Here is a 19,742-nt window from a genome sequence, read left to right as displayed (position 1 = left end):
GTGTCTTTATATATTACCGATGAATGCATCAATTGTGATGTCTGTGAGCCGGTGTGCCCGAATGAAGCGATATTCATGGGTGAAGTCATTTATGAAATTCACCCGGATTTATGTACCGAATGCGTTGGGCATTTTGATGAACCGCAGTGTCAGTTGTTCTGTCCAGTTGACTGTATTCCGCATGATCCCCAGCATGTGGAATCATCAGATGAACTGATGGAAAAATATAAAAAGCTGATTGCACAAAAAAGCACCAGTAATTAGTGCTGAAATTTGGTAAGATGCGCCCCGGAGTGAGCCAGACGATCGCTGCTGTGGAGATCTTCGTGATTGAAGCAGGGGAGGAAAGTCCGGGCTTCTTAGGGCAGGGTGCCAGGTAACGCCTGGGCGGTGTAAGCCGACGGCAAGTGCAGCAGAGAGTAGACCGCCTCATTCGTGAGGTAAGGGTGAAAGGGTGCGGTAAGAGCGCACCGCGTGTCTGGTAACAGTTCACGGCAAGGTAAACCCCACCAGAAGCAAGACCAAATAGGAATCCTACAGGCACGGCCCGTGCTGGATTCGGGTAGGTCGCTTGAGCGTACGAGTGATTGTACGCCTAGAGGAATGATCGTTCACGACAGAACCCGGCTTATCGGCTCACTTCACTAAATTTTTTACAATTATTGTGTGATATTTCTTGACAGCAGGTTGTTCGAAATAGATAATACGCGCACAGTTTTTGGCTATGTAGCTCAGTTGGTTAGAGCACCGCACTCATAATGCGGGGGTCACAAGTTCAAGTCTCGTCATAGCCACCATTTTCATAGACCATGCTTCTAAAAGCGTGGTCTTTTTTTATGCTTAAAATTTAGCGTTTAATATAAGTCATTCACATTGAACGGTAGTAGCTGCCAATTTTAGCTGCGGAAATTCTTGCGCGTATTGCTGCAAAATCGCGTCTTTTTTCTCTTTTCCAAAAATATGACTTTGCAACTGGCTGATTTTATTCTCAGTTAGGTGTAATCGTGCGCAATGCAGCGCAATCTGGTTTTGGGTGGCAATCGCTAATTTCTGATCTTCAGGAATCTGCTCAATGCGATAGAGCTTTTGCTGTGCCTTACTGAGTTGAGCCAGACTGCGTTTTTGCTGCATGCTTAAAAGTTGCTGATTGTTGATCCAGCGCGCCACATCCCTGCGTACGCCATTGTAGTTGACGAAGAGTGGGGAAATCACTTGGCAGGCACTACAGATCAGGGCTATTAAAGCAATTGTGATCAACTTGAATTGATTCATTTTTATCTCAATCTTTTCAGGGCTTTAATTGTATAATTAAATGCAACCCATGTATGAATAAATAGTTGTTTTGTTTAAAAATTAACTGAAATAAAATTAAACGTTCAAACTCTGAACACTTGTGAAATAAAGGGCTTGACGCTACTCGTCGAAATTTAGATAATGCGCACACAGTTTACGGCTATGTAGCTCAGTTGGTTAGAGCACCGCACTCATAATGCGGGGGTCACAAGTTCAAGTCTCGTCATAGCCACCATTTTTATAGACCATGCTCTCAGCATGGTCTCTTTTTTTGTGGGTCAAAAAAGTTAGGGTTATACTCAGAAGAAAAAAGTCTGTTGATCCTCTATGAATGAAAATCCAAAGACTCACTTTAATAATTACAAATTCTCTTGAAGATAGTGTTCAATAAATTGATGAGTGCTTTCACTGTCATAAAAAGGTGAAATCAAGGTCTGTATAATGCCGTCCAGCAAGCCTTGTTGTTCTAGAGCTTGCAGGGTATAAGGCAGGAAGCGATGTGCCTCTTGATGCAAATCGTCTTCATTTAGTCCTACGGACTGCAATAGTTCCTGTAAGTTGTAGTCGGCAAAATAATCATAAAAACCAGCTACCACATCCAAAACCACCTGTTGCAGGTATTCTGCTTGTCTTAACTGACGCCAGCTTTCATACACTAGAATAAAGAATTCTTCAAAGTCGATGGCTTTAAATTGCGAGAAGGTTTCTTTGAGACTTCTCTGCTTCATATCTTCCCACAAATGCAGACCAATATCGGCCAGTTCTTCATTGGGGAGCAGAATGATATGTCCGAGCTGTTTAACCAGTGCCTGAGCGAGTTGCTGCTCAAGTTTGAGTTCAATATGTTGCTGCTGGTCTTGAATAAAGCTCAGGATTTTAGAACCTAGACCATGCTGATGGGTGTTTAGCTTGCGTAGGTGATCCAGCCAGGGCGTATTGCTTTCAAGAATCTGATTGGCCAGCTGTAGGCTGACATGTTTGACCTGAGGATTGTGTTGCAAGTTGTCATGGATGTAATGTCGTAACTGATCCAGTTCCAGGATCTTGTACATCCAGAGTTCAAAAGTTTCATCTGAAAGCAGCGCGTCGATTTGCGTCTGGCTGTTTATGGCGAGTTGATGAATGCGCTGCGCAACAACCCCGATAAATTCTAAAATTTCAGCGCCCAGATTTAATTCAAAGGCGTATTTTTGAACCACTTCTTGAAGGGATTCAAGTTGAATAAACTGTTTTAATAAAATTTGATCAGCGTGCTGATAAATATGATGAACAAATTTTTCAATATAAGGATTATTTTGTTCAGCTAATAATTGTTTTTTAATAAAGCGGGTTTGCTCAAGCATAAGCGCTTGAGCAAACTGTTGGGCAAAGTCCGGCTTAGACACCTGGTGCCCATCCATTTATGATTGGGTAACGACGTTCACGGCTAAAGGCACGTGAGCTAATACGCGGGCCAATTGCACCTTGGCGACGTTTGTATTCGTTACGATCAACCAGTCGAATCACTTTTTCTACCACTGTTTTTTCAAAGCCTTTGGCGATAATGTCATCTTGGCTCATATCTTCTTCAATATAAGCATACAGAATGGCATCAAGTACTTCATAGGCTGGTAAAGAGTCTTGGTCTTTTTGATCTGGACGAAGTTCTGCTGAAGGTGGACGAGTAATCACACGTTCCGGAATCACAGGTGTTTCTGAAATGCTGTTACGGTACTTCGCCAGTTCAAACACAATGGTTTTATACACGTCTTTCAGAACGGCATAACCGCCGACCATATCGCCATACAGGGTGCAGTAACCGACTGAAAGCTCGGATTTGTTGCCGGTAGAAAGCACCAGATTACCGAATTTATTCGATAAACCCATCAGTAAAGTACCGCGAGCACGGGCTTGCAGGTTTTCTTCAGTGGCATCAGCAGGGCTGTTGCCAAAGAACGGGTATAGGGTTTGCATGAAACTGTTCACGATTGGATTGATTTCGGCAATTCCAAAAGTCACACCCATGTTTTTGGCTTGTTCAGCTGCATCTTCTACACTGATTTGTGCTGTGTAGGTGTATGGCATCATCACTGCCTGAACTTTATTGGCACCAATGGCATCAGCAGCGATTGCTAGGGTTAAAGCAGAGTCGATACCACCGGATAAACCTAATATCACGCCCGGGAAACCAGAGCGTTGTACATAATCACGTGTTGCTAAAACCAGACCTTGATAGATTTCGGCCATGGTTTCTAAAACAGGTGTGATTGTGCCGACTTTATAGGTTTTTTGTTCAGCATCATATTCAGCGTAATAAAGGTCTTCTTTAAAGCTGGGTGCTTGCAATGCAACGCCACCATCTTTATTAAGCACAAAACTGGTGCCATCAAAGATCAGGTCATCTTGACCACCAATCTGGTTGGTATAAACCAGGTTAATGTTCAATTGTTTTGCCAGCTCGCCCATGGTGGCTATGCGGTGCTGCGGTTTACCGACTTCATAAGGCGAAGCGTTCAATACCAAAGCAGTTTCTACATTGAGCTGAGAAAGTTGCTGTACGGTATTGAGTGACCAGATATCTTCACAAATCAGCACGCCAAACTTATGGCCCAGATATTCAAATACCAGGTGTTGATGACCTTCGTTGAAATAACGTTTTTCATCAAATACGCTATAGTTTGGCAGGTTTTGCTTGTTGTAGATGCCCAGAACCTGACCATCTTTCATGACTGCGGCAGCATTGTAACGCTGACCATCTTCAGTCTGATTGACAAAACCAAAGACCAAAACGATATCTTTAACTTGGCTGAGCTGTTCAAATGCTTGCTGTGTGCGCTTTGTTAAGCTAGGGCGCAATAATAGATCTTCGGCTGGGTAGCCTAAAGTAGAAAGCTCAGGGAAGAGAATTAAATCAGCTTTTTGTTTTTTGGCTTCATTTATCTGTTCAAGCATCTTTTGCGTGTTTGCTTCGATATTGCCAATATGCGGAGAGAATTGTGCAAGGGCAATTTTAAAACTTTTCATTCCAACTTAATCCTATTACCTATAGGGATGTATACACAGACTTAGATTTATGTGTGTTATGAGTTCAATGCTGTGTACGTGACGACAAAAACAAAAAAATAAAATAGACGTATTAATCAATAATTAGCAATTGGATACTATATACGAATTGCATCGTTTAGAGAGAGAAAAACAAAAAAAAATCTGAATTTAGACAAAAAAATACAGCAGCAATGCGAAAATGAACATGTGACGTATACATTGTTGTTATTGGGTGAGATGACCTGAATGATGAAATCATTATTAAATGTTTTAAATCAAATGTTTGAAATTAAGCGTCGGCCGTTAACACTGGGGGAAAAGCAGCTTGCCAAGTCAGTGTTTGGTGTGCATTTGCAGTTGGATTCGATCCATATTGTGGCTTATCGCGGCATCATTAAAAACTATGCAATCAGCCCAAATGGCAATATTTACTTTCATCCACAAAACTGGTGTGAAGATTTTTCCAAAATGCCTTTGGGGAAGCAGTCCTGGCTCATCCATGAATTAACCCATGTATGGCAAATCCAGCAAGGTCTGGCAGTGGTGCGTAAAGCTATTTTTGACCGTAAATATCATTATGTCTTGCAGCAGGGTAAGCAGTTTTTGCAGTATGGGATTGAGCAGCAGGCGCAAATGGTGCAGGATTATTTTATTAAAAAAGCACAGGGACAGGATTGTGCAGTTTATGAATCCTGTATTCCATTTTTAAAACCAAAAATATGAATTTAATCTTGTATTTAGTATATTCATATCACTTGATTTAGAGACATAAAAAAACCGCCACAAAGGACGGTTTTTTTATCATTGGTTAATTCTAGGGAATTAACGTTTGATATCGCGTTGAGTTTCGCCAGTATAAAGCTGACGAGGACGACCGATTTTGTAAGGACCGCTGTGCATTTCTAACCAGTGGCTGATCCAGCCAACTGTACGTGCAAGAGCGAAGATTACAGTAAACATTTCAGTCGGGATACCAATCGCTTTAAGGATGATACCTGAGTAGAAGTCTACGTTAGGGTATAAGTTACGTTTGATGAAGTATTCGTCAGACAATGCAATACGTTCAAGTTCCATAGCAAGCGCAAGTTGTGGATCGTTGATGCCAAGCGCACCAAGAACTTCATCACAAGTTTCTTTCATTACTTTCGCACGTGGATCGAAGTTTTTGTAAACTCGGTGACCGAAGCCCATAAGTTTAACTTCTTTAGTTTTCACTTTTTCCATGAAGCCAGCAACGTTTTCTACAGAGCCGATTTCATCAAGCATCTTAAGAACAGCTTCGTTCGCACCACCGTGAGCAGGACCCCAAAGTGCAGAGATACCAGCAGCGATACATGCATAAGGGTTAGCGCCAGTAGAACCCGCTAAACGTACTGTAGAAGTAGACGCGTTTTGTTCGTGGTCAGCATGAAGCGTGAAGATACGGTCCATTGCTTTAGCAAGAATTGGGTCAACTTTATAATCACGGTCTGCAGGAGTAGCAAACATCATGTACAAGAAGTTTTCAGCGTAGCTCAAGTCGTTACGTGGGTAAACGAATGGTTGGCCTACTGTATATTTGTAGCTCCAAGCCGCAAGCGTAGGAACTTTAGCAATTAAGCGGATTGCTGTAATTTCACGGTGATCAACATTTTCAACGTCAAAACCGTTGTGATAGAACGCAGAAAGCGCACCAACAACACCAACCATGATCGCCATAGGGTGAGCATCACGACGGAAACCATTGAAGAAGCGGCTAACTTGGTCGTGAACCATAGTGTGGTTACGAACTTTAGCTTCAAATTCAGCTTTTTGTTCAGCAGTTGGAAGTTCGCCGCTTAACAATAAATAGCAAGTTTCGAGGTAAGAAGCTTGAGTCGCTAATTGATCGATTGGGTAGCCACGGTGTAAAAGCACACCTTTGCCACCATCAATGAAAGTGATTTTAGACTCGCATGCAGCTGTCGCCATAAAACCAGGATCAAAAGTAAAGTGGCCTGCGGCCAATACATCTTTAACGTCGATTACATCTGGGCCCAATGTGCCGCTGTAAATTGGTAATTCAATTTCTTTGCCATCAAGCTGTAAAACGGCTTTCTTGCCAGTTGCTTCAGACATTCAATAGATCTCCTGTCCTGGTGAGTATTAATCTGACTCGCAGTGCTAATCTTTTAATGCACGAATCAGACGGATCAAAAAATTGCTCTAAGATTAGAGAGAACTGAAATTTTGTCAATTATACTTATGGATAAAAGTGACATTCATGCGGAATGATAAGTCAAAACTTATACCGGTAAAAAGAAGAAAATCGCAGTACCGGATCAGTATAATAAGTCAATTTGAGGGTTAGGTGCAGAGAAAAATGCGATTGATGCTGTAATTATCAGCAAATTTTAATTCTTAAAAACTCTCACTATATAATAATAGACAAGTGGTTCTTGAATCTAAATTATTATAATTCTCGTAACTTACAGTAATTTTTATTTTGAATATGATGCTTTCTTATTCATATTTAAAAGCGATAATTGAAGAGCATAAAAATGTTTGTTTGGTTAAAAAATGGCTAGTTGAGATAAGAATTTTGTCTATTTTTTATGCTAAATTTGTGAAAAATGACTTGGAAATGGTGTTTTAATACACAAAAAAATCAAATCACAATGACTTATACACATACTAAGTATTTATTTCACCACATGATATCTATCTATTATTATTTTAATAAATAATAATTATTGATTAAATAAATGATCTATTGGTGGTTCTGGTGTTTAGGGGTAAAATCAAAGAGGGAAAATTATTTTTACTTTGTTCGTCTTTAGTCTAAATTTTTCAAAAAAAATCATTCGAGTGAAATATTTACATTCTTCTAAATTTACTTTTTTAAAACCAATGACATAGTAGTTTATTGTGTTTTTTTAATGGGGCTGGGTTTGTAAAGTTTATTGTTAATGATTCTTATTTAAAGGTTTTTTTGGTTATTCAGTGGGACACATTGTTTGTATTTTGATAGTTCACGTTTTATAATTCAGTGTCGTTTTAAGTTTAGGTGTTGCTGAATAGTAATAGCCTAACAATGCTAGCTTTCCTTCGAATTAATTCCAACAAACTCCGGATGGAGTTTTTACTTACAGGATGCCCGCTGTGAAAAGCAACAGACCTGTCAATTTGTCCATGGGTCAAGTTTTAGAAGTAAACTTAAAATCCCCTGTGGCTATTGCATCAATTCTACACCGTCTTTCAGGTGTCATCGTATTTTTACTTGTACCGGTACTTTTGTGGCTTTTAGACAAATCATTGTCTTCTGTTGAGGGTTTTGCTCAAGTTCAAGCAATCCTTGGTAGCTTCATTGTGCGTTTCATCGTATGGGTATTTGTAGCCGGTTTAATATTCCACTTCATTGCAGGCGTTAAGCATTTACTTGCTGACCTTGGTATTGCAGAAGAACTGCAAAGCGGTCGTATTGCAGCTACTATTTCATTGATCTTGTCTGCGATTGGTATTATCGCAGCATTTGTATGGATTGTTCTCTAATGAAAAGTGCTACAGGTTTAACGGGTTCAGGTTCTCGCGATTGGTTTATTCAACGTGTAAGTGCTGTTGTATTAGCTGTTTATACTGTTGTGGTATTTGGTTGGATCCTTTGTAATGGCGGATTCAACTATGAGCAATGGTTTGGCTTTATGATGACATTACCAATGAAGATTTTGTCTTTATTGGCAGTCTTATCTCTTGTCGCACACGCTTGGATCGGCATGTGGCAGGTATTCACTGACTATGTGACTACTCGTCAAATGGGTCCTTCAGCTTCAGGCTTGCGTTTGGTGCTGACTTCAGCAGTTATTATTGCTGTATTTGCATACGCAATCTGGGCGATCCAGATTTTTTGGGCAAATTGATAGGAAGATATCATGGGCGCTATAACCCCTAAAGAAGATTACACAAATATTCCCCACCAAACTTTCGATGCAGTTATCGTCGGTGGTGGTGGTTCTGGTATGCGCGCTTCTTACCAACTTGCTCAAGCTGGTTTGAAAGTTGCTGTACTGACTAAAGTATTCCCAACACGTTCACATACTGTAGCAGCGCAGGGTGGTATTGGTGCATCTCTTGGTAACATGCAAGAAGATAACTGGCACTACCACTTCTACGACACAGTTAAAGGTTCTGACTGGTTAGGTGACCAAGACGCAATCGAGTATATGACTCGCGAAGCGCCACAAGTTGTATATGAGCTTGAACACCTAGGTATGCCATTCGACCGTAACGCAGATGGTACGATTTACCAGCGTCCATTCGGCGGCCACGCAGCGAACTACGGTGAAAAACCAGTTCCACGTGCATGTGCTGCTGCCGACCGTACAGGTCACGCACTTCTTCATACGCTTTATCAAAGCAACGTGAAAATGGGTACTCAATTCTTCGTTGAATGGATCGCACTTGATTTAATCCGTAACGAAGCAGGTGATGTACTTGGTGTTACAGCAATTGACCAAGAAACAGGTAAAATTGCAGTATTCCAAGCGAAAGCGACTTTATTTGCTACAGGTGGTGCAGGTCGTGTGTACCGTGCATCTACAAACGCTTATATCAACACTGGTGACGGTCTTGGTATGGCTGCTCGTGCAGGTATTCCATTACAAGATATGGAATTCTGGCAATTCCACCCAACGGGTGTTGCGGGCGCAGGCGTATTGTTGACTGAAGGTTGTCGTGGTGAAGGAGCAATCCTTCGTAACGATGCTGGTGAGCCGTTCATGGAACGCTATGCACCAACTTTAAAAGATTTGGCACCACGTGACTTCGTATCACGTTCTATGGACCAAGAAATTAAAGAAGGTCGTGGTTGTGGTCCTAAGAAAGACTACATCTTGCTTGATATGACGCACTTGGGTGCTGACACAATCATGAAACGTCTGCCATCTGTATTTGAGATTGGTAAGAAATTCGCGAACGTTGACATCACTAAAGAGCCAATTCCAGTAGTACCTACAATCCATTATCAAATGGGTGGTATCCCTACCAACATTCATGGTCAAGTTGTTGTACCTGAAAGCCGTGAAACTGAAGCACTTGTTGCGAACTACAACAAAGAAACTGATGTGTATTCACACAATGGTGGTGAACGTAACTTCACTAAGCCAGTAAAAGGTTTCTATGCAATTGGTGAATGTTCATGTGTATCTGTACACGGTGCTAACCGTCTTGGTACGAACTCACTTCTTGACTTGGTTGTGTTTGGTAAAGCAGCTGGTGAACACATCATCGATTACGTGACTAAACATCACGGTGATGAATATGCTCCGCTTCCTACAACTGTTCTTGAGAATACGTTCAAACGTATTAAACACCTTGATGAATCTACTTCAGGTGAAAATGCTCAAGAAGTTGCTGATGCAATCCGTGACATCGTTCAAGACCACGCTGGTGTATTCCGTACATCTGCACTTCTTGAAGAAGGTGTGAAACAGATTCTTGCAATTGAACCGCGTGTACGCAACATTCATTTGAAAGACAAATCTAAAGTATTCAACACTGCACGTATTGAAGCTCTAGAAGTTGAAAACTTGTATGAAGTTGCTAAAGCTACGCTAATCTCAGCTGCTGCTCGTAAAGAGTGCCGTGGTGCGCATACAGTGGTTGATTTTGAAGAGTCTCCAGATCATCCTGCTTACCCTTATGGTCGTCGTGATGATGAGTGGATGAAGCACACATTATGGTTCTCAAACGATAACCATCTTGAGTACAAGCCAGTGCGTTACAAACCTTTATCGGTTGACGCAATTCCACCTAAACCACGTACATTCTAATCTGGAGAAGTAAGATGAGTAGAGGTACTCGTACATTTAATATCTACCGCTACGATCCTGATAAGGATAAAGCACCGTACATGCAGACTTTCAAACTTGAATTGACTGACAAGCACCGTATGTTGCTTGATGCGCTTCTTGCATTGAAAGTACAAGATGAATCTTTGACTTTCCGTCGTTCATGCCGTGAAGGTATTTGTGGTTCGGATGGTGTAAACATCAATGGTAAAAATGGTTTGGCATGTCTTTGGAATCTAAACGACTTACCAGAAACGATTACTATTCGTCCGCTTCCAGGTCTTCCTGTTATTAAAGACTTGGTTGTAGATATGAATCAGTTCTACGATCAGTATGACAAAATTCAGCCATTCCTAATCAATAATCAGCCTGCACCGCCAAAAGAGCGTTTACAGTCTCCTGAAGAGCGTGAACACTTGGATGGTCTGTATGAATGTATTCTTTGTGCATGCTGTTCAACTTCATGCCCATCATTCTGGTGGAACCCGGACAAATTCTTGGGTCCTTCAGCATTGTTGAATGCATACCGCTTTATCATTGACTCACGTGATACAGCAACTCAAGATCGTTTGGCTCGTCTTGACGACCCATTCAGCTTGTTCCGTTGTAAAGGTATTATGAACTGCGTATCAGTTTGTCCTAAGGGTTTGAACCCGACTAAGGCAATCGGTCATATCCGTAACATGCTTTTGGATAATGCAGGTTAATCTGTAATATTAAAAAAAGCACACCTTGGGGTGTGCTTTTTTTATGTTTGTTAATAGCTGGTTTGTATGTTAATGATGCAAAAAAGCAATACAGGGTTTTTAAGCAATAAATTCTGCTGTACGGCAATTCAATGCGATGCAAATAACAGCTAAATACGATCTGCAAATGATCTGAATGTTGTGAGATTGTTTGTTTTAATGAATAAGACGTGATTTGTGGGTTTGTGTCTGCAAAGTTGAGATTAAAATGTTATCATGTAACTTAAATAAAGAGGGCCAGTCTAAGTATTGTGCTCTCTTTTTGTTATATGTGTTTTTTGGGCTTATGACTATAGTCTACATTGAATCTAATTTTTGAATAAAGCACCATATGTTAGATGAAAATAATAGAACTGTATTTCGCTGAGTTATGGGAGGTATATGTCAAAAAAATCAATTGTAACTGGAGAACATGTTACGATTTCACACAAAGCTATATTTAAAAAAAGCCCTGTATTTGCGTACATTTTTTCAACATTTGAAATTATGTATAAGGTTTATAAATAGATATAAATCGCTTTAGAAAAATTAAGTCGCGTAGTTATTTTTTCTAAGTCGATTTGCAAAAAATTGCTCGGTTTCGGTCGAGTATATAAATGAGTGATGATGCCAGTGAGGGCGTTATGATTCATTATTCACATTGGGTTATTCCTAATGTAGTGATAACGCCTCATGGCTTATGCCTTATGGGGATTAATGTCATGTTACCAATTTGACATTATTAATCATGGGTTCGCTTAAAAAGCATCCTGAAAATGTTTTTGCAATAGGAAATGGGTCCACAAATGCAAGAAGTTGCTGACGCACTGCGTCTTGACACTGAACTAAGCGCTGACAGTGCAGCGTATATTGAAGAACTTTATGAGCAGTATTTAACGGCTCCAGACTCAGTTGGTGCTGACTGGCAAGAATACTTCGGTAAATTCCCTAAAGGTGATCAACCACACAGCAATGTACGTGAGCAATTCCTTTTATTAGGTCGTAATTCAAGTCGCGTTCAACCTGTAATTCAAAGTGCAGTAAGTTCTGAGCATGAGCGTCGTCAAATTGGCGTTTTGCAACTTATTGCTGCTTATCGTAACCGTGGTCATCAAAAAGCAAAATTAGATCCACTAGGTTTGGCTAAGCGTGAAATGGTACCTGATCTTGATCTTGCTGCTCATGGTTTAACTCAGTCAGACCTAGATACAGTATTTAATACTGGTAACCTTGCGATTGGTAAAACTGAAGCAACCCTTGGTGAAATGGTGAATGCCATGGAAGCAACTTACTGTGCTTCTATTGGTGCTGAATACATGCACATTGTTGATACCAAAGAAAAACGCTGGATTCAACAACGCCTAGAAGGTGCTAAAGGCCAATTCGGTTTTACTGCTGATCAAAAGAAACACGTATTAGAGCGTTTAACTGCAGCTGAAGGTCTGGAAAAATTCCTGGGTAATAAATACGTTGGTGCTAAACGCTTTGGTGTGGAAGGTGGTGAATCTTTCATTCCTATGGTGAATGAACTTATTCAACGCGCAGGTTCTGTAGGTTGTAAAGAAGTGGTTATCGGTATGCCTCACCGTGGCCGTTTAAACCTTCTTGTCAACATCATGGGTAAAAACCCGGCTGACCTGTTTGGTGAGTTTGAAGGTAAATCGTTACATAAAAAAGGTTCTGGTGACGTTAAATACCACCAAGGTTTCTCATCAAACGTGATGACTCCAGGTGGCGAAGTTCACTTGGCATTGGCATTTAACCCATCTCACTTAGAAATCGTTGGACCTGTAGTTGAAGGTTCTGTACGCGCACGTCAAGTACGTCGTAAAGATATTGGTGGTGATGACGTTTTACCAATCATTGTGCATGGTGATGCAGCATTTGCGGGTCAAGGTGTAAACCAAGAAACCTTCCAAATGTCACAAACTCGTGGTTATACCGTAGGTGGTACAGTTCACATCGTGGTAAATAACCAGGTGGGCTTCACGACTTCTGATCCACGTGATGCACGTTCTACAGAATACTGTACTGACATTGCGAAAATGATTCAGGCACCAATCTTCCATGTAAATGGTGATGATCCTGAAGCTGTGTTGTTTGTTTCTCAATTGGTACATGATTTCCGTCATACATTCCGTAAAGACGTTGTCATCGACATGTTCTGCTACCGTCGTCGTGGTCATAACGAAGCAGATGAACCAGCTGCAACTCAGCCAATGATGTATCAAATTATCAATAAAAAAGCGACTACACGTACGCTTTATGCTGATCAGTTGGTACAACAAAATGTGTTGGATCGTGCTTCTGCTGATGCCATGGTTGAACAATATCGTTCAGACCTTGAAGCGGGCAAACACGTTGCCAATGCGCTTGTACTTGAACCAAATACTAAAATGTTTGTGGACTGGACACCTTACTTAGGTCACGAGTACACAGATGTTTGGGATACATCTTTCCCAATCGAACGTTTAAAAGAACTTGGCACCAAAATGCGCGAGCTTCCTGAAGGCTTCGTGATGCAGCGTCAAGTGGCGAAAGTGATTGATGATCGCTTGAAAATGCAAACTGGTGAAATGCCACTCAACTGGGGTGCTGCAGAAACTTTAGCGTATGCAACTATTCTGGACGAAGGCTTCCTGGTTCGTTTAACTGGTGAAGACGTAGGTCGTGGTACATTCTCACACCGTCATGCGAAACTTCATAACCAAGTGGACGGTTCAACTTACATTCCATTATGTAACTTGAAAGAAAACCAACCACGTACTGCAATTTATGACTCATTATTGTCAGAAATGGCGGTACTCGCATTTGAATACGGTTATGCAACGACGCTTCCAAAGAGCTTAATTATCTGGGAAGCGCAGTTCGGTGACTTCGCAAACTGTGCGCAAGTCGTGATTGACCAGTTCATCGCATCTGGCGAAACCAAATGGGAACGCGTGTGTGGTTTAACCATGCTTCTTCCACACGGTTTTGAAGGTCAGGGTCCAGAACACTCATCTGCACGTTTAGAACGTTTCTTGCAGCTTTGTGCTGAAGACAACATGCAGGTGATGACACCGACTACCCCAGCGCAGATTTTCCATGCGATGCGTCGTCAAGCACTTCGTCCGATCCGTAAACCAATGATCGTGACTTCACCGAAGTCATTGCTTCGTCACAAACTTGCAACATCTACTTTAGATGAACTTGCAAATGGTTCATTCCAAACTGTGATTGATGAAATCGACAACATCAACAAGTCAGATGTAACACGTCTGGTACTTTGTGGTGGTAAGGTTTACTACGACTTACTTGAAAAACGTCGTGAAAAAGAATTGAACAACACTGCAATCGTTCGTATTGAACAATTGTATCCGTACCCAGAAGCACGTCTTGCTGAAGTTCTTGCACAATATCCAAACGTTACTGAATTGGTATGGGCTCAAGAAGAACCGAAGAACCAAGGTGCATGGTTATTCATCGCTCCGCGTCTATATGACGACGTGATGAAAGCGGGCAAACAAGTTCGTATTAGTTATGCAGGTCGTGAAGCTTCTGCTGCACCGGCTTGTGGTTCACCATATTTGCATGCAAAACAACAAGCTCAGCTGGTAAATGACGCACTCGCGATTGCAGCTGAACAATCAGGAGATTCTAAATAATGGCAACCGAAATTAAAGCACCGGTATTCCCAGAGTCAGTTGCAGACGGTACGATCGCAACTTGGCATAAACAACCAGGTGAAGCTGTATCACGCGACGAAGTGATCTGCGATATCGAAACTGATAAAGTTGTTTTAGAAGTTGTTGCTCCTGCTGATGGTACAATTGCATCAATTATTAAAAATGAAGGCGAGACAGTGCTTTCTGCTGAAGTGATTGCACAATTTGAAGAAGGTGCAGTTTCTGGCGCTGCGCAAACTCAAGCCGTTCAATCTGAAGCAAAAGTTGAACAAGCTGCTGCTCAAACTGAAGCAGGTGCTGCACCTGTTGTTGAACGTGCTCAACCTGTTGCTGACCAAGCTCCTGCAGTGCGTAAAGCATTAACTGAATCTGGTATTGCAGCAGCTGATGTTGCAGGTACAGGTCGTGGCGGTCGCATCACTAAAGAAGATGTTGCTGCTCATCAAGCTAAACCAGCTGCTCCTGCTGCTGCGCCTTTAAGCATTGCTGTAGGTGAACGTATCGAAAAACGTGTTCCTATGACTCGTCTTCGTAAACGTGTTGCAGAACGTCTTCTTGCTGCAACTCAATCAACAGCAATGTTGACTACGTTCAATGAAGTAAACATGAAACCAATCATGGAAATGCGTGCTCAATATAAAGATGCATTTGAAAAACGTCATGGTGCACGTTTAGGCTTCATGTCATTCTTCGTTAAAGCGGCAACTGAAGCGCTTAAACGCTACCCAGCTGTAAACGCTTCTATTGATGGTGATGATATCGTTTACCACGGTTTCTATGACATCGGTGTAGCTGTATCAAGCGACCGTGGTCTAGTGGTTCCTGTATTACGTGATACAGATCGTATGAACTATGCTGAAGTAGAAAACGGAATCCGTGCATACGCTGGTAAAGCACGTGACGGTAAATTAGGCATCGAAGATATGACTGGTGGTACATTCACTATTACTAATGGTGGTACTTTCGGTTCATTACTTTCTACTCCAATTTTGAACACACCACAAACTGCAATCTTGGGTATGCACAAAATCCAAGAACGTCCTATGGCAGTAAATGGTCAAGTAGAAATCTTGCCAATGATGTATTTAGCGCTTTCTTATGACCACCGTTTAATCGATGGTAAAGAAGCAGTAGGTTTCCTTGTAACAATCAAAGAATTGTTAGAAGAACCAGCTAAACTTATCCTTGATCTTTAATACTTCAGAATAAATCCATGGGCTTAGGGTGATCCTCTAAGCCCATTTTTGGAGATACACATGTCTCAACAATTTGATTTAGTTGTAATTGGCGGCGGTCCTGGTGGTTATGAAGCTGCGATCCGTGCCGCTCAGCTTGGCTTCAAAGTAGCCTGCATCGAAAAACGCATCCATAAAGGTAAACCATCTTTGGGTGGTACTTGCTTAAACGTGGGTTGTATCCCGTCTAAAGCATTGCTTGATTCTTCTCACCGTTATGAAGATACCGTTCATCATTTAGATGACCACGGTATTACGACTGGTGAAGTGAAATTTGATCTTGCAAAATTGCTTGACCGTAAAGACAAAATTGTTAACCAATTAACAATGGGTATTGATGGCCTGCTTAAAGGCAACGGTATCGAATGGTTAAAAGGTACAGGTAAATTACTTGCAGGTAAGAAAGTTGAGTTTGTATCTCACGAAGGTGAAACTCAAATTTTAGAACCTAAGTATGTAATTCTTGCATCTGGTTCTGTGCCGGTAAATATTCCTGTTGCTCCTGTAGATCAAGACATTATTGTTGACTCTACTGGCGCGCTTGAGTTCCCAGAAGTGCCTAAACGTCTTGGCGTAATCGGCGCGGGTGTAATTGGTCTTGAACTAGGTTCGGTATGGCGTCGTCTAGGTGCTGAAGTTGTTGTATTTGAAGCAATGGACGCATTCTTGCCAATGGCTGATAAAGCTTTGGCGAAAGACTACCAAAAAGTATTGACTAAACAAGGTCTTGATATTCGTGTTGGCGCTAAAGTTGCTGGTACAGAAGTGAATGGCCGTGAAGTGACTGTTAAGTACACTCAAGGTGGCGAAGACAAAACTCAAACTTTCGATAAATTGATCGTTTGTGTTGGCCGTAAAGCATATGCAGAAGGTTTGTTGGCTGAAGATTCAGGCATTAAATTAACTGAACGCGGTCTAGTTGAAGTAAACGATTGGTGTGCAACTTCTGTTGAAGGCGTATACGCAATTGGTGACTTGGTACGTGGTCCAATGCTTGCACATAAAGCAATGGAAGAAGGCGTAATGGCTGTTGAACGTATGCACGGTCACGCTGCGCAAGTGAACTACGACACAATCATCTCTGTAATCTATACACACCCAGAAGCGGCGTGGGTTGGTTTAACAGAAGAGCAAGCGAAAGAAAAAGGCCACGAAGTTAAAACAGGTCAATTTGGTTTCGCTGCAAATGGCCGTGCAATGGCTGCTGGTGAAAACGCAGGCTTTGTTAAGTTTGTTGCTGATGCAAAAACAGATCGTTTATTAGGTATGCATGTGATTGGACCTGCTGCGTCTGATATCGTACACCAAGGTATGATTGCACTTGAGTTTGTATCTTCTGTAGAAGATCTGCAGTTGATGACTTTCGGTCACCCAACATTCTCTGAAGTGGTTCATGAAGCTGCGTTGGCAGTCGATGGACGAGCGATTCACGCGATTCAGCGTAAACGTAAATAAGATGAAAAAAAGAGCGGCTTAGGCCGCTCTTTTTTGTTTCAGGTGGTTGTTTTTGTATGAACAATCATCTAAAAATAAAGATAAGAAATATTTTAAGATTTAAAAAAGGTTAAAGCTGCTTTGACGGATGTCTGGGCTTTAATGGGTCATAACAAAGCGAAAAAAGAGTAAAAGGTTGTTCAATGAATCTACACGAATATCAAGCTAAAGCGTTATTAAAAAAATATGGTATGCCAGTGCAAGAGGGTATTCTTGCGACGAATGCAGATGAAACAGTGGCTGCATTTGAACAACTCGGTGGGAAATTTGCAGTACTCAAAGCCCAAGTACATGCGGGTGGTCGTGGTAAAGCCGGTGGTGTAAAAGTAGTGAAGTCTGCTGCTGAAGCTGCTGATTATGCCAATCAAATAATTGGTTCACGTTTAGTGACTTATCAAACAGATGCTAACGGCCAGCCAGTAAACAGTATTTTAGTGTCTGAAGATGTTTATCCTGTTGAGCGTGAATTGTATTTAGGGGCAGTGGTTGACCGTTCTAGCCGTCGTGTGACTTTTATGGCATCGACTGAGGGTGGTGTAGAAATTGAAAAAGTCGCAGAAGAAACCCCAGAAAAAATTATTAAAGTTGAAGTCGATCCTTTAGTGGGCTTAATGCCATTCCAAGCACGTGAAGTGGCATTTGCATTGAATCTAAAAGATGGTCAGATCAATCAATTTGTCAAAATTATGTCCGCTGCTTATCAAGCATTTATTGAAAATGATTTTGCGCTATTTGAAATTAACCCGCTCTCTGTGCGTGAAAATGGCGACATTTTATGTGTCGATGCTAAAGTGGGAATTGATTCAAATGCGCTGTATCGTCTGCCAGAGATTGCAGCCCTGCGCGATAAATCGCAAGAAAATGAACGTGAATTAAAAGCGTCAGAGTTTGATCTGAACTATGTTGCGCTAGAAGGTAACATTGGCTGTATGGTGAATGGTGCTGGTCTTGCCATGGCAACCATGGACATTATCAAACTATATGGTGGTCAGCCAGCAAACTTCTTAGATGTCGGTGGTGGTGCAACCAAAGAACGGGTGATTGAAGCCTTTAAAATTATTCTTGCAGATACGTCTGTACAAGGCGTATTGATTAATATCTTCGGTGGAATTGTACGTTGCGACATGATTGCAGAAGCGATTATAGCGGCGGTTCAAGAAGTTCATGTAACAGTACCAGTGGTTGTGCGTTTGGAAGGCAATAACGCTGAACTGGGTGCCAAGTTACTTGATGAATCGGGTTTGACTTTAATTTCTGCTAGTGGCTTGGCCGATGCGGCAGAAAAAATTGTTGCTGCTGTAAAAGCTTAAGGAGTATCAGACATGAGCGTATTAATTAATAAAAACACCACCGTATTGGTACAAGGCTTTACTGGCAAAAACGGAACTTTCCATTCAGAACAATCCATTGCCTATGGCACTAAAGTGGTGGGTGGGGTAACACCGGGCAAGGGCGGCACACAACATTTAAACCTTCCTGTATTTAACACTATGAAAGAGGCGGTGCGTGAAACTGGCGCTACAGCTACGTCTATTTATGTGCCAGCGCCATTTGTATTGGATTCGATTATTGAATCGATTGATTCGGGTATTGAGCTGATTGTGGTCATTACGGAAGGCGTACCAACTTTAGACATGCTAAAAGCCAAGCGTTACCTCGAAACCTATGGCAATAATGCACGTCTGATTGGTCCGAACTGTCCAGGGATTATTACCCCAGGGGAATGCAAGATCGGTATTATGCCTGGGCATATCCATCAGCCGGGTAAAATCGGGATCATCTCGCGTTCTGGAACATTGACCTATGAAGCTGTGGCACAAACCACAAAACTGGGATTAGGCCAGTCGACGTGTATTGGCATTGGTGGTGACCCGATTCCGGGTATGAACCAAATTGATTGTTTAAAACTATTTCAGGAAGACCCACAAACCGAAGCTATTATCATGATTGGTGAAATTGGTGGTACAGCGGAAGAAGAGGCAGCTGAATATATTCAGTCTCATGTGACTAAGCCTGTAGTTGGCTATATTGCAGGTGTGACAGCACCAAAAGGTAAGCGTATGGGACATGCTGGCGCGATTATTTCAGGTGGCAAAGGTACTGCAGAAGAAAAATTTGCAGCCTTTGAAAAAGCGGGTATGGCCTATACACGGAGTCCTGCAGAACTAGGTTCAACGATGTTAGATGTTTTAAAGAAAAGAGGCGTTGCTTAAGCAATTTATTTTATAAGCAATGATTAATAAAAAAGCCCTCCATTGAGGGCTTTTTTATTTTTTTGTTGAATAGGAAAAGATTTCATCTCATAAAATGAATGTAAAAATTCAGAAAGGATCAAATGTTAAAAAGGATATATAAAGTATATTTTTTTGTACACGAAATATATTTTTTGCATAGATAAAGTAAAATTTAAAACCATAAAAATAAAAAAATAATTAATATTTTTCATAATTAATATAATGTGATTTATATCACATAAAATAATAAAAACACAAATTTAAA

15 protein-coding genes, 2 tRNA genes and 1 other RNA gene are annotated in these 19,742 nt (G+C 41.3%); 14 read left to right on the top strand and 4 right to left on the bottom strand.

Features of this window, described 5'->3' with window-relative positions:
- The 3 genes from FB6_RS03900 (at position 1) to FB6_RS03890 (ending at position 797) form a co-directional block, all read left to right on the top strand.
- Positions 1–264 (top strand): YfhL family 4Fe-4S dicluster ferredoxin, encoded by a 264-nt coding sequence (locus tag FB6_RS03900; protein WP_174558741.1) that lies wholly within the window; start codon positions 1–3, stop codon positions 262–264.
- Between the two features lie 26 nt (positions 265–290).
- Positions 291–647: RNase P RNA component class A (rnpB, locus tag FB6_RS03895), an RNA gene on the top strand.
- Positions 648–720: 73 nt separating this feature from the next.
- Positions 721–797, top strand: a tRNA-Met gene (locus FB6_RS03890).
- 67 nt (positions 798–864) lie between these two features.
- Here FB6_RS03890 and FB6_RS03885 read toward each other — a convergent pair.
- On the bottom strand, positions 865–1,272 hold the full coding sequence (locus FB6_RS03885) for a hypothetical protein (protein WP_174558740.1): 408 nt from the start codon (positions 1,270–1,272) through the stop codon (positions 865–867).
- 179 nt (positions 1,273–1,451) lie between these two features.
- Here FB6_RS03885 and FB6_RS03880 point away from each other — a divergent pair.
- Positions 1,452–1,528 (top strand) — tRNA-Met (locus FB6_RS03880).
- 124 nt (positions 1,529–1,652) lie between these two features.
- Here the strand turns inward: FB6_RS03880 and FB6_RS03875 are convergent.
- Both FB6_RS03875 and FB6_RS03870 read right to left on the bottom strand, forming a co-directional pair.
- Positions 1,653–2,678: a hypothetical protein gene (locus FB6_RS03875; RefSeq protein ID WP_254592191.1), complete on the bottom strand. Its 1,026-nt coding sequence runs from the start codon at positions 2,676–2,678 to the stop codon at positions 1,653–1,655.
- Positions 2,671–4,296 (bottom strand): NAD+ synthase, encoded by a 1,626-nt coding sequence (locus FB6_RS03870; protein ID WP_174558738.1) that lies wholly within the window; start codon positions 4,294–4,296, stop codon positions 2,671–2,673. The genes FB6_RS03875 and FB6_RS03870 overlap by 8 nt, the downstream gene beginning before the upstream one ends.
- Before the next feature lie 267 nt (positions 4,297–4,563).
- Between FB6_RS03870 and FB6_RS03865 the strand changes: the two genes are divergently transcribed.
- Positions 4,564–5,040, top strand: a complete 477-nt coding sequence (locus tag FB6_RS03865; protein WP_174558737.1) for a type IV secretion protein Rhs — start codon at positions 4,564–4,566, stop codon at positions 5,038–5,040.
- A 99-nt stretch (positions 5,041–5,139) separates the two neighbouring features.
- Here FB6_RS03865 and gltA read toward each other — a convergent pair whose 3' ends face one another.
- Positions 5,140–6,414, bottom strand: coding sequence for a citrate synthase (gene gltA / locus FB6_RS03860; RefSeq protein WP_174558736.1), 1,275 nt, complete (start codon positions 6,412–6,414; stop codon positions 5,140–5,142).
- Positions 6,415–7,428: 1,014 nt separating this feature from the next.
- On the opposite strand from gltA, the gene sdhC reads away from it, so the two are divergent.
- From sdhC to sucD, 9 genes are all read left to right on the top strand, one after another.
- Complete coding sequence (gene sdhC / locus FB6_RS03855) at positions 7,429–7,827, top strand: succinate dehydrogenase, cytochrome b556 subunit (RefSeq protein WP_174558735.1); 399 nt, start codon at positions 7,429–7,431, stop codon at positions 7,825–7,827.
- Positions 7,827–8,192: a succinate dehydrogenase, hydrophobic membrane anchor protein gene (sdhD, locus tag FB6_RS03850; protein ID WP_166011771.1), complete on the top strand. Its 366-nt coding sequence runs from the start codon at positions 7,827–7,829 to the stop codon at positions 8,190–8,192. The genes sdhC and sdhD overlap by 1 nt, the downstream gene beginning before the upstream one ends.
- 12 nt (positions 8,193–8,204) lie before the next feature.
- Entirely contained in the window at positions 8,205–10,103 is a 1,899-nt protein-coding gene (locus FB6_RS03845) for an FAD-binding protein (RefSeq protein WP_174558734.1), read from the top strand.
- 14 nt (positions 10,104–10,117) lie between these two features.
- Positions 10,118–10,828: a succinate dehydrogenase iron-sulfur subunit gene (locus FB6_RS03840; RefSeq protein WP_174558733.1), complete on the top strand. Its 711-nt coding sequence runs from the start codon at positions 10,118–10,120 to the stop codon at positions 10,826–10,828.
- Between the two features lie 824 nt (positions 10,829–11,652).
- Positions 11,653–14,493 carry a 2-oxoglutarate dehydrogenase E1 component gene (locus FB6_RS03835; protein WP_174558732.1) on the top strand — a complete coding sequence of 947 codons (2,841 nt, stop codon included), beginning with the start codon at positions 11,653–11,655 and terminating at the stop codon, positions 14,491–14,493.
- On the top strand, positions 14,493–15,710 hold the full coding sequence (gene odhB / locus FB6_RS03830) for a 2-oxoglutarate dehydrogenase complex dihydrolipoyllysine-residue succinyltransferase (RefSeq protein WP_174558731.1): 1,218 nt from the start codon (positions 14,493–14,495) through the stop codon (positions 15,708–15,710). Before FB6_RS03835 ends, odhB begins: the two co-directional genes overlap by 1 nt.
- A gap of 60 nt (positions 15,711–15,770) precedes the next feature.
- Entirely contained in the window at positions 15,771–17,204 is a 1,434-nt protein-coding gene (gene lpdA, locus FB6_RS03825; RefSeq protein WP_174558730.1) for a dihydrolipoyl dehydrogenase, read from the top strand.
- A 182-nt stretch (positions 17,205–17,386) separates the two neighbouring features.
- Positions 17,387–18,553: an ADP-forming succinate--CoA ligase subunit beta gene (sucC, locus tag FB6_RS03820; protein WP_174558729.1), complete on the top strand. Its 1,167-nt coding sequence runs from the start codon at positions 17,387–17,389 to the stop codon at positions 18,551–18,553.
- Between the two features lie 12 nt (positions 18,554–18,565).
- Positions 18,566–19,456: a succinate--CoA ligase subunit alpha gene (gene sucD / locus FB6_RS03815; protein WP_174558728.1), complete on the top strand. Its 891-nt coding sequence runs from the start codon at positions 18,566–18,568 to the stop codon at positions 19,454–19,456.
- The last annotated feature ends 286 nt before the right edge of the window (positions 19,457–19,742 follow it).

This window comes from Acinetobacter bouvetii (assembly GCF_902753875.1).
In the GTDB taxonomy this organism is placed as follows: domain Bacteria; phylum Pseudomonadota; class Gammaproteobacteria; order Pseudomonadales; family Moraxellaceae; genus Acinetobacter; species Acinetobacter bouvetii_A.
The sequence above is the reverse complement of the archived record's forward strand: the minus strand, read 5'-3'. Positions and strand labels throughout refer to the sequence as shown.

Excerpts from the sequence above, each read along its gene's own strand:
- FB6_RS03885 (WP_174558740.1), bottom strand. The coding sequence starts at position 1,272 with ATGAATCAATTCAAGTTGATCACAATTGCTTTAATAGCCCTGATCTGT.
- FB6_RS03870 (WP_174558738.1), bottom strand. The coding sequence starts at position 4,296 with ATGAAAAGTTTTAAAATTGCCCTTGCACAATTCTCTCCGCATATTGGC.
- FB6_RS03865 (WP_174558737.1), top strand. The coding sequence starts at position 4,564 with ATGATGAAATCATTATTAAATGTTTTAAATCAAATGTTTGAAATTAAG.
- gltA (WP_174558736.1), bottom strand. The coding sequence starts at position 6,414 with ATGTCTGAAGCAACTGGCAAGAAAGCCGTTTTACAGCTTGATGGCAAA.
- sdhC (WP_174558735.1), top strand. The coding sequence starts at position 7,429 with ATGCCCGCTGTGAAAAGCAACAGACCTGTCAATTTGTCCATGGGTCAA.
- sdhD (WP_166011771.1), top strand. The coding sequence starts at position 7,827 with ATGAAAAGTGCTACAGGTTTAACGGGTTCAGGTTCTCGCGATTGGTTT.
- FB6_RS03845 (WP_174558734.1), top strand. The coding sequence starts at position 8,205 with ATGGGCGCTATAACCCCTAAAGAAGATTACACAAATATTCCCCACCAA.
- FB6_RS03840 (WP_174558733.1), top strand. The coding sequence starts at position 10,118 with ATGAGTAGAGGTACTCGTACATTTAATATCTACCGCTACGATCCTGAT.
- FB6_RS03835 (WP_174558732.1), top strand. The coding sequence starts at position 11,653 with ATGCAAGAAGTTGCTGACGCACTGCGTCTTGACACTGAACTAAGCGCT.
- odhB (WP_174558731.1), top strand. The coding sequence starts at position 14,493 with ATGGCAACCGAAATTAAAGCACCGGTATTCCCAGAGTCAGTTGCAGAC.
- lpdA (WP_174558730.1), top strand. The coding sequence starts at position 15,771 with ATGTCTCAACAATTTGATTTAGTTGTAATTGGCGGCGGTCCTGGTGGT.
- sucC (WP_174558729.1), top strand. The coding sequence starts at position 17,387 with ATGAATCTACACGAATATCAAGCTAAAGCGTTATTAAAAAAATATGGT.
- sucD (WP_174558728.1), top strand. The coding sequence starts at position 18,566 with ATGAGCGTATTAATTAATAAAAACACCACCGTATTGGTACAAGGCTTT.